General features: G+C 70.3%; 11 protein-coding genes. 2 read left to right on the forward strand and 9 right to left on the reverse strand.

What is annotated here, in order from left to right:
* Window positions 1-31 precede the first annotated feature (31 nt).
* Together ACFYW5_RS03540 and ACFYW5_RS03545 are read left to right on the forward strand one after the other, a co-directional pair.
* A complete protein-coding gene (locus ACFYW5_RS03540; protein WP_389415266.1) occupies window positions 32-1,324 on the forward strand; it encodes an MFS transporter in 1,293 nt (430 codons plus the stop codon).
* Between the two features lie 111 nt (window positions 1,325-1,435).
* Complete coding sequence (locus ACFYW5_RS03545; protein ID WP_389415267.1) at window positions 1,436-2,449, forward strand: sigma-70 family RNA polymerase sigma factor; 1,014 nt, start codon at window positions 1,436-1,438, stop codon at window positions 2,447-2,449.
* Here the strand turns inward: ACFYW5_RS03545 and ACFYW5_RS03550 are convergent.
* The 9 genes from ACFYW5_RS03550 to ACFYW5_RS03590 all read right to left on the reverse strand — a co-directional run bounded on the left by ACFYW5_RS03550 (window position 2,333) and on the right by ACFYW5_RS03590 (window position 12,599).
* Window positions 2,333-2,719, reverse strand: a complete 387-nt coding sequence (locus ACFYW5_RS03550; RefSeq protein ID WP_389415268.1) for an STAS domain-containing protein — start codon at window positions 2,717-2,719, stop codon at window positions 2,333-2,335. The two genes, ACFYW5_RS03545 and ACFYW5_RS03550, sit on opposite strands and share 117 nt — an antisense overlap.
* 90 nt (window positions 2,720-2,809) lie before the next feature.
* A complete protein-coding gene (locus ACFYW5_RS03555; protein WP_389415630.1) occupies window positions 2,810-4,093 on the reverse strand; it encodes a thymidine phosphorylase in 1,284 nt (427 codons plus the stop codon).
* Between the two features lie 79 nt (window positions 4,094-4,172).
* Complete coding sequence (locus ACFYW5_RS03560) at window positions 4,173-4,571, reverse strand: cytidine deaminase (RefSeq protein ID WP_389415269.1); 399 nt, start codon at window positions 4,569-4,571, stop codon at window positions 4,173-4,175.
* Window positions 4,568-5,845 (reverse strand): ABC transporter permease, encoded by a 1,278-nt coding sequence (locus tag ACFYW5_RS03565; protein ID WP_389415270.1) that lies wholly within the window; start codon window positions 5,843-5,845, stop codon window positions 4,568-4,570. The genes ACFYW5_RS03560 and ACFYW5_RS03565 overlap by 4 nt, the downstream gene beginning before the upstream one ends.
* Window positions 5,842-6,963 (reverse strand): ABC transporter permease, encoded by a 1,122-nt coding sequence (locus ACFYW5_RS03570; protein WP_389415271.1) that lies wholly within the window; start codon window positions 6,961-6,963, stop codon window positions 5,842-5,844. Before ACFYW5_RS03570 ends, ACFYW5_RS03565 begins: the two co-directional genes overlap by 4 nt.
* Window positions 6,963-8,531 carry an ABC transporter ATP-binding protein gene (locus tag ACFYW5_RS03575; protein ID WP_389415272.1) on the reverse strand — a complete coding sequence of 523 codons (1,569 nt, stop codon included), beginning with the start codon at window positions 8,529-8,531 and terminating at the stop codon, window positions 6,963-6,965. Before ACFYW5_RS03575 ends, ACFYW5_RS03570 begins: the two co-directional genes overlap by 1 nt.
* A 212-nt stretch (window positions 8,532-8,743) precedes the next feature.
* The gene (locus ACFYW5_RS03580; RefSeq protein WP_389415273.1) at window positions 8,744-9,790 is read right to left on the reverse strand and encodes a BMP family protein; all 1,047 of its coding nucleotides are present in this window, start codon (window positions 9,788-9,790) and stop codon (window positions 8,744-8,746) included.
* A 277-nt stretch (window positions 9,791-10,067) separates the two neighbouring features.
* A complete protein-coding gene (locus tag ACFYW5_RS03585; protein WP_389415274.1) occupies window positions 10,068-11,117 on the reverse strand; it encodes a BMP family protein in 1,050 nt (349 codons plus the stop codon).
* A 258-nt stretch (window positions 11,118-11,375) separates the two neighbouring features.
* Window positions 11,376-12,599: a M20 family metallopeptidase gene (locus ACFYW5_RS03590; RefSeq protein ID WP_389415275.1), complete on the reverse strand. Its 1,224-nt coding sequence runs from the start codon at window positions 12,597-12,599 to the stop codon at window positions 11,376-11,378.
* Window positions 12,600-12,769: the final 170 nt, after the last annotated feature.

Below are 12,769 nucleotides of genomic sequence, written 5' to 3' on the forward strand. Positions count from 1 at the left end.
CGGATGAGTGCGGCCTTCGTACGGTCGAGTCATGTCTCCCGCCAGTACCGGGGCGTCCACCACCGTGGGCGCCGTCACGTCCGTCCCCGCCGCCGACTCCCCCGACTCCCGTCTGTCCCCGGGCGGCCCCGGCTACCGCCGGATGAGCTTCGCCCTCTTCCTCGCGGGGGTGGCCACCTTCGCCCTCCTGTACTCCACCCAGGCCCTGCTGCCGCTGATCTCCGGCGAGTTCGGGGTGACGGCGAGCGACGCGAGCTGGACGGTGGCGGCGGCGACCGGCGGTCTGGCGCTGTTCGTCCTCCCGATGAGCGCGCTGTCGGAGCGTTTCGGCCGTCGTACGGTCATGACGGCGTCGCTCGCGGTCGCGGTGACCCTCGGCCTGCTGGTGCCCTTCGCGCCGAACCTGACCGCCCTGGTCGTGCTGCGGGCGGTGCAGGGCGCGGCGCTGGCCGGGCTGCCGGCGTCGGCGACCGCCTATCTGGCCGAGGAGGTCCGCCCCAAGGCGCTGATCACGGCGATCGGTCTGTTCGTCGCGGGCAACAGCGTGGGGGGTATGAGCGGCCGGGTCATCACCGGCTGGGTCGCGCAGGAGTGGGGCTGGCGGGTGGCCGTCGGGGTGATCGGCGCGCTGGCGGTGGCCTGCGCGGTGGCGTTCCGGCTGCTGCTGCCGGCGCCGCGGCACTTCGTGGCGGGCTCGCTGAAGCCGCGGGTCCTCGCCGGTACGGTCCGCGACCACCTCTCCGACCCGCTGCTGCGCCGCCTCTACGCGATCGGCGCGCTGTTCATGACGGTGTTCGGCGGGGTGTACACGGTGATCGGTTACCGCCTGACGGAGGCGCCGTTCGGGCTGCCGCAGGGCATCGTCGGCTCGATCTTCCTGGTCTACCTGGTGGGCACGGTGTCCGCGTCGACGGCGGGGCGGCTGGTGGGCCGCCTGGGCCGCCGGGGCGCGCTGTACGCGGCGGGCGGCACCACGGCGGCGGGCCTGCTGCTGTCGCTGGCCGACTCCCTGCCGCTGGTCCTGCTGGGCCTGGTCCTGATCACCGCCGGGTTCTTCGCGGGCCACGCGGTGGCATCCTCGGCGGTCAGCAAGACGGCGACGCACGGGCGGGCTCAGGCGTCGGCGCTGTACCAGTCGGCGTACTACATCGGCTCCAGCGCGGGCAGCACGGTCGGCGCGATCGCGTTCCACGCGGGCGGCTGGGCGGGGACCGTCGGGGTGGGCCTGCTGGCGGTCGTCGGCGTGGTGGCGATCACGGTGCTCGGGACCCGGGCGGCCCGGCTGGCGGCCCGCGGATTCCCGCCCTGCGGCAAACCCGCCTGACCTGCACATTTCCCCACTCCGCACGCCATTGTCAGTGGGCTGCGGTAGCTTCCGAAGTGCTGGACGCGATGAGGCGTGCAACACAGGAACGGCCACAGGGGTGGGTGGACGATGGGCAACACGGCGACAACGACGGACCTCGACGAGACACTGGAGCGGCACCGGGTCGAACTGACCGGGTACTGCTACCGGATGCTCGGCTCGTCCTTCGAGGCGGAGGACGCGGTGCAGGACACCCTCGTCCGGGCCTGGCGCAGCTACGACAAGTTCGAGGGCCGCTCCAGCGTCCGCTCCTGGCTGTACCGCATCGCCACCAATGTCTGCCTGGACATGCTGTCCGCGGGCAACAAACGGGCCCGCCCGATGGACCTGACCGACGCCACGCCGCTCGCCCAGGCCGCCCTCTCCCCCCGCCCCGACCACACCTGGCTGGAGCCCATGCCCGACGCCCGAGTGCTGCCGACGGTGGAGGACCCGGCCGAGGCGGCCGTCGCCAAGGAGTCCGTGCGGCTGGCCTTCATGGCCGCCCTCCAGCAACTGCCGCCCAAGCAGCGGGCGGTGCTGATCCTGCGCGAGGTGCTGGCCTGGAAGGCGAGCGAGGTCGCCGAGCTGCTCGGCACCTCGGTCGCGTCGGTCAACAGCGCCCTGCAGCGGGCCCGCGCCACGCTGGCCGAGCGCGAGGAGCGGGGCGCGGACGCCTCCGTGTCGAACCCGCTGGACGAGGAGCAGCAAAAGCTCCTGGAGCGGTATGTCGCGGCCTTCGAGGGCTACGACATGACGGCACTGACGGCGCTGCTGCACGAGGACGCCATCATGACGATGCCGCCGTTCGACCTGTGGCTGGCCGGCCCGGCAGACATCACCGGCTTCATGACCACGCTCGGTGCCTCCTGCGCCGACTCCCGGCTGCGGCCCGTCCAGGCCAACGGCCTGCCCGGCTTCGCCCACTACAAGCCGGACGAGGAGACCGGCGGCTACACCGCGTGGGCGGTGCAGGTGCTGGAGATCTCAGACGGGCGGATCACCGGTTTCCACTGCTTCCTCGACACCAAGCGCTGGTTCCCGCTGTTCGGGCTGCCCCTCCACCTCGAAGCGGAGACCGACCAGGCCGAGAAGGGCGCGTAGGGCCGGATCGGGGTCGCGCAGCCGGATCCGGCCGCCGCAGCGCCGGGCGGTCAGCTGGAGCCGCGCCAGCAGGTCGACGGCGCCCAGACCCGGGGGGCCGAGGCCGCCGACGTCGCAGACCACCACCCCGGCACCGGACCCCTCCAGCAGTGCGCGCACGTCGTCGCACAGGCTGGTCACCTGGTCCTTGGTGACGGGTCCTGCCGGCACGAGTACAGCGGGTGTCATGGCGTCCACAACCGGTAGACCGGGCGGGCGCGCGGAACTCATCGGGGGCCGGCGGATGAGCAGCTTCGCCGATACGGCGACGGGACCGGCGGCAATCCGCCGGTCCCGTGCGTCCTGAGGGGAAACCCCGGGTCAGGCGATGCGTTCCAGCACCACCGGCGACGCCGTGAAGGCCGTTCCCGGCGCTGCGATGTCGTAGGAGCCCTCCACCGCCTGGAGCGCGTAGTCGAAGCGTTCCGGGGTGTCGGTGTGCAGGGTCAGCAGGGGCTGGCCCGCGCGGACTGCGTCGCCGGGCTTGGCGTGCATCTCCACGCCCGCGCCCGCCTGGACCGGGTCCTCCTTGCGGGCCCGGCCCGCGCCGAGGCGCCAGGCGGCCACGCCGATGCCGTACGCGTCGAGGCGGGTCAGGACGCCCGACGCCGGCGCCGTGATGACGTGCTGCTCCTTCGCGACCGGCAGTTCGGCGTCCGGGTCGCCGCCCTGCGCCGCGATCATCCGGCGCCAGACGTCCATCGCCGAGCCGTCGGCGAGGGCCTTGGCCGGGTCGGCGTCGCGGATGCCCGCCGCCGCCAGCATCTCCCGGGCCAGCGCGATCGTCAGCTCGACCACGTCCGAGGGGCCGCCGCCCGCCAGGACCTCCACCGACTCGCGGACCTCCAGCGCGTTGCCCGCGGTCAGGCCCAGCGGAGTCGCCATGTCCGTGAGGAGCGCGACCGTCTTCACGCCGTGGTCCGTGCCCAGGCCCACCATCGTGGACGCCAGCTCACGGGCGTCCTCGATCGTCTTCATGAAGGCGCCGGTGCCCACCTTCACGTCCAGCACCAGCGAGCCGGTGCCCTCGGCGATCTTCTTCGACATGATCGAGGAGGCGATCAGCGGGATCGCCTCGACCGTGCCGGTGACGTCCCGCAGCGCGTAGAGCTTCTTGTCCGCGGGGGCCAGTCCGTCGCCCGCCGCGCAGATCACCGCGCCGGTGGTGTCGAGGACGGACAGCATCTCCTCGTTCGACAGCAGCGCGCGCCAGCCCGGGATCGACTCCAGCTTGTCCAGCGTGCCGCCGGTGTGGCCGAGGCCGCGGCCCGAGAGCTGGGGCACGGCCGCGCCGCACGCCGCCACCAGGGGCGCCAGCGGCAGCGTGATCTTGTCGCCGACGCCGCCGGTGGAGTGCTTGTCGGCCGTCGGACGGGACAGGGACGAGAAGTCCATGCGCTCGCCGCTCGCGATCATCGCGGCCGTCCAGCGGGCGATCTCACGCCGGTTCATGCCGTTGAGCAGGATCGCCATGGCGAGCGAGGACATCTGCTCGTCGGCGACCTCGCCGCGGGTGTACGCGTCGATGACCCAGTCGATCTGCTCGTCGCTGAGCTCACCGCGGTCCCGCTTGGTGCGGATCACGGAGATGGCGTCCGACAACACAACAGCCATGGCTTTCCTTCCGACGTTCTCAAGAAAGTGCGCGGCCCCCCTGAAGCGGTTCAGAGGGGCCGCACGGGAGTTACTTGGCGAGATGGCCCGGGCCGAAGGCCTGCGGCAGCATCTGCGACAGCGGGAGGATCCCCGCCGGTGTCTCCATCAGCAGCTCGGCCCCGCCGAACTCGTACAGCAGCTGCCGGCAGCGGCCGCACGGGACGAGGATCTCGCCCCTGCCGTCCACGCAGGTGAAGTGCGTGAGCCGGCCGCCCCCGGTGCGCTGCAGCTCCGAGACCAGACCGCACTCGGCGCACAGGCCGAGGCCGTAGGAGGCGTTCTCCACATTGCAGCCGGAGACCGTGCGGCCGTCGTCGACGAGGGCCGCGACGCCGACCGGGTAGCCCGAGTAGGGGGCGTAGGCGTGGCTCATCGCCTCCCGCGCCACCTCCCGCAAGGCGTCCCAGTCGAAGTCGCCCGGCGTCACTTGCCCTGGCCCTTCCGGTACGGCAGACCGTCCGCCTTGGGCATCCTGAGGCGCTGGGCCGACAGGGCGAGGACGATCAGGGTGATGACGTACGGCGTGGCCGAGACGACCTGGTTCGGGACCTCGTTGGTGCCCGCGTACCAGGCGAAGACCAGGGCGCCGATGAGCAGGGTGATCGCGGCGGCGGTGTACTTCTTGCGGATCGCCAGCCAGATCGCGCCGATGACCAGCAGCAGCGCGCCGAGCAGCAGCAGGGCGTGGACGTTCTCCGAGCCGCCGCGCAGGTTGAGGCTGTCGGTGTAGCCGAACAGACCGGCGCCGAGGGCGAGGCCGCCCGGCATCCAGTTGCCGAAGATCATCGCGGCGAGGCCGATGAAGCCACGGCCGGAGACCTGGCCCTCCAGATAGAAGGGGTTGGCCACGATGGAGAGGAAGGCGCCGCCGAGGCCGGCCAGACCACCGGAGATGATCACGGCGATGTACTTGTACTTGTAGACGTTCACGCCGAGGGACTCGGCGGCGATCGGGTTCTCACCGCAGGAGCGCAGCCGCAGACCGAACGCCGTGCGCCACAGGATCCACCAGGTGGCGGGGATCAGCGCGACCGCGATCAGGGTCAGCCAGGACACGTTGGTGACCAGGCCGCCGAGCAGTCCGGCGATGTCCGAGATGAGGAACCAGCCCTGGTCGTTCAGATCCCGGAGCCCGTCGGACAGCCCCGGCACGGTGAAGTGGCCGAGCGATTCGACCGCCGGGGACTGCTTGGCGGAGCCGCCCTGGTGGCCCACGAAGGCGAGGGGGGCCAGGTAGCGGGTGGCGCCGAGGGCGAGGATGTTGATCGCCACACCGGAGACGATGTGGTTGACGTTGAAGGTGACGGTGACGAAGGCGTGCAGCAGACCGCCGAGGCAGCCGCCGATGATGCCGACCAGGACACCGGTCCACGGGCCCCACTGGAAGCCGGCCCAGGCGCCGAACCAGGTGCCGAGGATCATCATGCCTTCGAGGCCGATGTTGACGACGCCCGCCCGCTCGGCCCACAGACCGCCGAGACCGGCGAGGCCGATGGGCACGGCGAGCTGGAGCGCGGTGGACATCTGGCTGACGTTGGTGATGCCGTCGGCGCCGGTGATGATGCGGACGAGGGAGGTCAGCGCCAGGGCTCCGGCGATGACCAGCAGCAGGACGGGCCACGACAGGCGGCGTCCGGTGGGCGCGGCGGGCTGGAGCGTGGGCTGGTTGACGTCGACCGCTGAAGTCTGGGGGGTGGTCATCGGCCCGCCACCTCCTTCGTGTTGTTGTCGGCGCCGAGCACGTGCCCGGCGGCGAGCTCCGCGCCGACGCGGCGCTGCTGGCGGCGCAGGCCCCACTCGCGGACGGCTTCGTAGGAGACGACGACCGAGAGCACGATCAGGCCCTGCATGATGACCGCGATCTCCTTGTCGTAGTCGTGGAAGTCCAGCTCGGGCGAGGCCTTGTCGAGCCAGGCCCACAGCAGCGCGGCGAACGCGATGCCGACCGGGCTGTTCCGGCCGAGCAGGGCGATGCCGATGCCGAGGAAGCCGATGCCGGTGGGGAAGTTCAGGCTGTAGGTGTGGGTGTCGCCGAGCAGGATCGGCAGACCGGCCAGGCCCGCGATGGCGCCGGAGATCAGCATGGCGGTGAGCACCATGCGCTTGGGGTCGACACCGCTGGCCGCGGCGGCGGACTCGGAGGCGCCGGAGGCGCGCAGGTCGAAGCCGAAGCGGGTGCGGTTGAGGACGACCCAGTAGCCGATGCCGAGCAGCACGGCGAGGATGACCAGGCCGTAGATCTCGCCCGCGTCGCCCATGTCGATGCCGGGGATCCAGCCGGACTCGTGCATCTCGCCGGTGGTGTTGTTGTTGCCGACCTTCACACCGAAGACGTCGGGCAGCCACAGGTAGGCGATGACGGAGGTCGCGATCGCGTTGAGCATGATCGTCGCGACGACCTCGCTGACGCCCCGGGTGACCTTGAGGACACCGGCGATGCCGGACCAGAAGGCGCCGGTGCAGATGGCCGTCAGGAGCAGCAGCGGGACCTGGATCGCGGCCGGCAGGTCGGCGTGGGCGCCGACGATGGCGGCCATCATGGCGGCGAGCTGGTACTGGCCGTCGACGCCGATGTTGAACAGGTTCATCCGGAAGCCGATGGCCACCGCGAGGGCCGCGATGTAGTACATCGAGGCCTGGTTGATGATCAGCACCTGGATGTCGGAGAACGAGGCCTGCTCGAACATCAGGGTGTACGGCTCGACCGGGTTCTTGCCCGAGGCGATGAGTACCACCGAGCTCAGCGCGAAGGCCACGGCGAGCGCGATGACCGGGCCGGCCACCGCGAGGAGCACGCGCTCCTTGTCGAACTTCTTCATCAGCGGGCCTCGTCTTCGCCGGGCTCAGAAGACTCAGGGGCGTCTTCAGCGGTTTCTTCGTGCTCCAGGTGGCCGGTCGCGGCACCGGTCATCGCCGAGCCGAGCTCCTCCGGGGTGATGGTGGCCGGGTCGGCGTCCGCGACCAGCTTGCCGTTGTAGATCACCCGGAGGGTGTCGGACAGGCCGATCAGCTCGTCCAGGTCGGCGGAGATCAGCAGCACGGCCAGGCCCTCGCGGCGGGCCTCGCGGATGTGGTCCCAGATCGCGGCCTGGGCGCCGACGTCCACACCGCGGGTGGGGTGGGCGGCGATCAGGAAGCGCGGGCTGTGGCTCATCTCGCGGCCGACGATCAGCTTCTGCTGGTTGCCGCCGGACAGCGAGGCGGCGGTGACGTCGATGCCGGGGGTGCGGACGTCGTAGGCCTCGACGATGCGGCGGGTGTCCTCCTGCGCGGCCTTCGGGTCCAGCCATACGCCCTTGGCGAGGGGCTTTTCGGTGACATGGCCGAGGATGCGGTTCTCCCAGAGGGGGGCCTCCAGGAGCAGACCGTGCCGGTGGCGGTCCTCGGGGATGTAGCCGATGCCCTGCTCGCGGCGCTTGCGGGTGGTCCAGGCGGTGATCTCCTCCTCGGCGAGGCTGATCGTGCCGGAGTCGGCGCTCTTGAGGCCGATGAGGGCGTCGACCAGTTCCGTCTGGCCGTTGCCCTCGACGCCGGCGATGCCCAGGACCTCGCCCGCGTGGATGGTGAAGCTGATGTCGTCCAGCAGGGCCTTGCCGCCGGGCGCCTCGAGGCGCAGCTTGTCGACGGTGATGACCGGGCGGTCGGTGACCGTGGACTCGGCGGTCTCCGGGGTGGGCAGCTCGCTGCCGACCATCATCTCGGCGAGCTGACGCGGGGTCGTCTCGGCGGGGACGGCCGTGCCGACGGTCGTGCCGCGGCGGATGACGGTGATCTCGTCGGCGACGGAGAGCACCTCGCCGAGCTTGTGCGAGATGAAGATGACGGAGAGGCCCTCGGCCTTGAGCTCGCGCAGGTTGTCGAAGAGCGCGTCGACCTCCTGCGGCACCAGCACGGCGGTGGGCTCGTCGAGGATCAGCGTGGTGGCGCCGCGGTAGAGGACCTTGAGGATCTCCACGCGCTGGCGGGCGGCGACCCCGAGCTCCTCGACCAGGAGGTCGGGCTGCACGCCGAGGCCGTAGCGCTCGGAGATCTCCTTGATCCGGCGGCGGGCCTTGGCGCCGATGCCGTGCAGCTTCTCGCTGCCGAGGACCACGTTCTCCAGGACCGTGAGGTTGTCGGCGAGCATGAAGTGCTGGTGGACCATGCCGATGCCGCGGGCGATGGCGTCGGCCGGGGACGAGAAGGTGACCTGCTCGCCGTCGATGGCGATGGTGCCCTCGTCCGGCTTCTGCATGCCGTAGAGGATCTTCATCAGGGTCGACTTGCCGGCGCCGTTCTCGCCGACGAGGGCGTGGACGGTGCCCTTGCGGACGGTGAGGTGGATGTCGTGGTTGGCCACGACGCCCGGGAATCGCTTCGTGATCCCGGCAAGCTCGACGGCGGTCACCTGACCGTTGACCGCCGCGTCGGCCGGAGGGCTGCTGGACGCGTTGATGGCGCACTCTCCTGGGGACGGGGGTCGTCTACGCGCGTAGCGCCCCTACGGCATACAAAGGGGCGACGCACCGCTGACAACGGGGTACGGGGAGCCGGCCCCCCGTACCCCGTCGAGCGGACGTAACCCCGCGGTTACACGCTGCTCAGGGTGTTGCTTGATCGTCAGCTCGACTTGACCTTGATCTCGCCCTTGATGATCTTCTCCTTGGCCGTCTCGATGGCTTCCTGGAGCTCGGCGTTGTCCGCGAACTTCGGGTTGGAGTTCGACAGGCTCACCTCGCCGGTCTTCAGATCGCCACGAACGATACCGGTCTCGGGCTTGCCGTCCTCGACCGACTTCGCCAGGTTGTAGACCGCCTTGGCGACGTCCTTCATCGCCGAGGTGAGGATCGAGTCCTTGTACTTGGCGAGGGCTTCCTGCCGGTACTGGTCGGAGTCGACACCGATCGCCCACACCTTGTTGGCGGCGGCGGCCTCGATGACGCCCTGGCCGGAGAGACCGGCGGCCGCGTAGACGACGTCGGCCTTCTTCTCGATCTGGCCCTCGGCGGCCGTCTTCCCCTTGTCGGGGCTGGAGAAGCCACCCTCCTCCGCGGTCTGCGTGAGGTACTGGGAGAGGACCTTCGCCTTGGGGTTGGTGTCCTTGACGCCCTGCTCGAAGCCGGCCTGGAACTTGTGGATCAGCGGGATGTCCACACCGCCCACGAACCCGACGACGTTCGACTCGGTGCTCTTGGCCGCGGCGACGCCGGCCAGGTAGGACGCCTCCTCCTCGGAGAAGACCAGGTCGGCGACGTTCTTCGCCTCGACCGTGGAGTCGTCCACGATGCCGAAGGTGGTGTCCGGGAACTTCTCCGAGGCGCCCTTGACGGCGGCGGCGTACGCGTAGCCGACACCCACGACCGGGTTGTAGCCCTGCTTGGCCAGCGACTCCAGGCGCTGCTGCTTGTCCGCGTCCGTCTCGCCCTCGGTGGGCTCGACGTCCTGCGTCTCGTAGCCGAACTCCTTCTTCGCCTGCTCCAGGCCCGCGTAGGCCGCGTCGTTGAAGGACTGGTCGCCCTTGCCGCCGACGTCGTACGCGATGGCCAGGCCCTTGTCGCCCTTCGACTCGGACGAGCTCTCGGAGGAGGTGCCGCCGCAGGCGGAGAGCGCGAGGGCCAGAGAGGCGGTCGCTGCGCCTGCGACCGTGATCCGGGAAATCCGGCGCATGTGAGGTGCTCCTAGTCGTACAAGCGCCGGAGGACAGTGCTTCACAGCTTCGGCGCTGGGCTTCGCCGCAGATTAACGCGCGTAGACCAACCTGAAAACCCCTTCTGTCCACCTTGTTATCCGCCCGTGCCCAACGTCACCCGACCCCTGGCCGGAGGCTTGCCGAACGCAAAGGAGAGGTGGCGTTGGGTGACCTTGCCCGGGAACGCCGAAGCGGGCGGGGGCACAGTGCCCACCGCCCGCTCGACGATCCGGACCACCCGGTCCGGTCGGAGGACTACTCCGTCTTGACCTTGATGGTGCCGTCGGTGATGCCTTCCTTGGCCTTGGCCACGGCATCGCTCAGGCCCGCGATCTCGGCCATCTTCGGGTTGCTCTCCGCGAGGCCCACGCCGTTCACCTTCAGGTCGAAGGTCTGGACGCCGGTCAGCGGCTTGTCGTCGTTGACGGACTTGGCGAGGGCGTAGACGGCGCCGCCGACGTCCTTGAGCGCGGAGGTGAGGATGTACTCCTTGTACGCCCCGAGCGCTTCCTGCTGGTACTGGTCGGAGTCGACGCCGATCGCCCAGACCTTCGCCTTGGCGGCCGCCTCGATCACGCCCTGACCGGAGAGACCGGCCGCCTGGTAGACGACGTCGGCCTTCTTCTCGATCTGGCCCTCGGCGGCGGCCTTGCCCTTGTCGGGGCTGGAGAAGCCACCCTCCTCGGCGGTCTGGGTCAGGTACTGCGAGATGACCTTGACCTTCGAGTTGGTGTCCTGCACACCCTGCTTGTAGCCGGCCTCGAACTTGTGGATCAGCGGGATGTCCACACCGCCGACGAAGCCCACGGTGTTGGTCTTGGTGGCCTTGGCGGCGGCGACACCGGCGAGGTACGAGGCCTGCTCCTCGGCGAAGACCAGGGAGGCGACGTTGTCGCCCTCGACCACGGAGTCGACGATGCCGAAGGTGGTCTTCGGGTACTTCGCGGCCACGGCCTCCATGGCGGGGCCGTAGGCGAAGCCGACGCCGATCACCGGGTTGTAGCCCTGCTTGGCGAGGGAGGCGAGCCGCTGCTCCTTGTCGGCGTCCGTCTCACCCTCGGTGGGCTCGATGTCGGCCGTCTTGTAGCCGAACTCCTTCTGGGCCTTCTCCAGACCGGCGTACGCGGCGTCGTTGAAGGACTGGTCGCCCTTGCCGCCGATGTCGTACGCGATCGCGAGGCCGAGGTCCTCCTTGGAGGAGCCGCTGTCGCTGTCGTCGCTGCTGGTACCGCCGCAGGCCGTGGCAGCGAGCGCGATGGACGCGACCCCCACCGCGACACGGGTCAGTTTGGATGTCCGACGCATCGTGAAGTTCCCCATTCTCCAAGCCCCGCAGTGGGTGCTGAGTTCGGCGCACAGTAACGCGCGTAGACACTCCTGGGAACGGGGTACCGCGTGGCCGTTATCCATTCGTGCCGATGGCCGGTTACGTCCCCGTGAACCACTGGACGGAAAATATGCATTCCTGGACATCCCGGTGTGCCTGTCAGTGCCGGGGCGCATGGCTGAGCGCCCTGGGGCCAGGCTCCACCCGGGTGCCTCCGGTCGCAACCGGAGTGCCCCCTACAGGTCGATCAGCGCCGCCGCCGTGAACAGCTCCACGCCCACCGTGATCGCGTGCTCGTCCACGTCGAAGTCACCCTGGTGGAGGTCGCGCACCGTGCGCTCGCCCGGCGTGCGGACGCCGAGCCGGGCCATCGCGCCCGGCACGTGCTCCAGGTACCAGGAGAAGTCCTCGCCGCCGAGGCTCTGCTCGGTGCCCTCGACGGAGTCGGCGCCGCGGCGGGCGATCATCGCGTCGCGGAGCAGTTCGGTGACACCGGGGTCGTTGACGACGGGCGGCACCCCGCGGACGTAGTTGATCTCGGACTTGGCGCGGTACAGATTGGCGACCTCGTCGATCGCGGCGACCACGATGTCCGGCGCCTGGCGCCAGGCGGCGATGTCCAGGCAGCGCACGGTCCCGGAGAGCTCGGCGTGCTGCGGGATGACGTTCGGCGCGTGGCCGGACTCGATCCGGCCCCAGGTCACGGCGAGTCCGCTACGGGTGTCCACGCGCCGGGCGACCAGCGCGGGGACGTCCGTCACCACCCGGGCGACGGCGGTGACCAGGTCGGTGGTCAGATGCGGGCGCGCGGTGTGGCCGCCGGGGCCGCCCAGCGCGATCTCCAGACGGTCGCAGGCGGAGGTGATCGGGCCCTCGCGCAGACCGACCCGCCCGGCGTCCACCCGGGGGTCGCAGTGCACGGCGAGGATCCGGCCGACGCCTTCGAGCGCCCCGCTCTCGATGACGTCGGCGGCGCCGCCGGGCAGGACCTCCTCGGCGGGCTGGAAGATCAGCCGTACCGGCCGGGGCAGCAGGCCCTTGCCGTGCAGGTCTGCCATGACCAGGCCGGCGCCGAGCACCACGGTGGTGTGCACGTCGTGTCCGCAGGCGTGCGCCCGGTCGGGCACGGTCGAGCGGTACGGGCAGTCGGTCTTGGCGTCCGGGATGGGCAGGGCGTCGATGTCGGCCCGCAGGGCGAGCGCGGGCAGCCCGTCGTCCCAGTTGCCGATGTCACACACGAGCCCGGTCCCCGCGGGGAGCACCCGCGGCTTCAGGCCCGCCTTCTCCAGCCGCTCCTTGATCGCGGCGGTGGTACGGAACTCCTGGTTGCCGAGCTCGGGGTGCATGTGCAAGTCACGGCGGAACGCGACGAGTTCGGCACGCAGCGCCTCGGGGAGCGTGCCGGGAAGCGACGCTTCCCCGGCTTCGACGCGGAGATCGGCCTCGGACTCTACGGACATCAAGTGCTTCACCCTCTGAAGGGTAGGACGCCCGGGTGGTCAACTGACCCTCGATCAACAAAAGTTCAGCCCGTTAGGGGAAGAAAAACTGACCGCCAGGCGCATAGGCGTGGTCTGGGATGGGTAAACTCCCGCTCTTTTCCGAGCGAGTCGATCATGATTACTCATCC

The sequence above is a fragment of the Streptomyces sp. NPDC002779 genome, assembly GCF_042888685.1.
Taxonomy (GTDB): Bacteria; Actinomycetota; Actinomycetes; order Streptomycetales; family Streptomycetaceae; genus Streptomyces.

Bases quoted from the DNA above. Each gene is read 5' to 3' on its own strand.
- ACFYW5_RS03585 (WP_389415274.1), bottom strand. From the start codon at position 11,117: ATGCGTCGGACATCCAAACTGACCCGTGTCGCGGTGGGGGTCGCGTCC.
- ACFYW5_RS03550 (WP_389415268.1), bottom strand. From the start codon at position 2,719: ATGAGTTCCGCGCGCCCGCCCGGTCTACCGGTTGTGGACGCCATGACA.
- ACFYW5_RS03570 (WP_389415271.1), bottom strand. From the start codon at position 6,963: ATGAAGAAGTTCGACAAGGAGCGCGTGCTCCTCGCGGTGGCCGGCCCG.
- ACFYW5_RS03580 (WP_389415273.1), bottom strand. From the start codon at position 9,790: ATGCGCCGGATTTCCCGGATCACGGTCGCAGGCGCAGCGACCGCCTCT.
- ACFYW5_RS03540 (WP_389415266.1), top strand. From the start codon at position 32: ATGTCTCCCGCCAGTACCGGGGCGTCCACCACCGTGGGCGCCGTCACG.
- ACFYW5_RS03545 (WP_389415267.1), top strand. From the start codon at position 1,436: ATGGGCAACACGGCGACAACGACGGACCTCGACGAGACACTGGAGCGG.
- ACFYW5_RS03590 (WP_389415275.1), bottom strand. From the start codon at position 12,599: ATGTCCGTAGAGTCCGAGGCCGATCTCCGCGTCGAAGCCGGGGAAGCG.
- ACFYW5_RS03565 (WP_389415270.1), bottom strand. From the start codon at position 5,845: ATGACCACCCCCCAGACTTCAGCGGTCGACGTCAACCAGCCCACGCTC.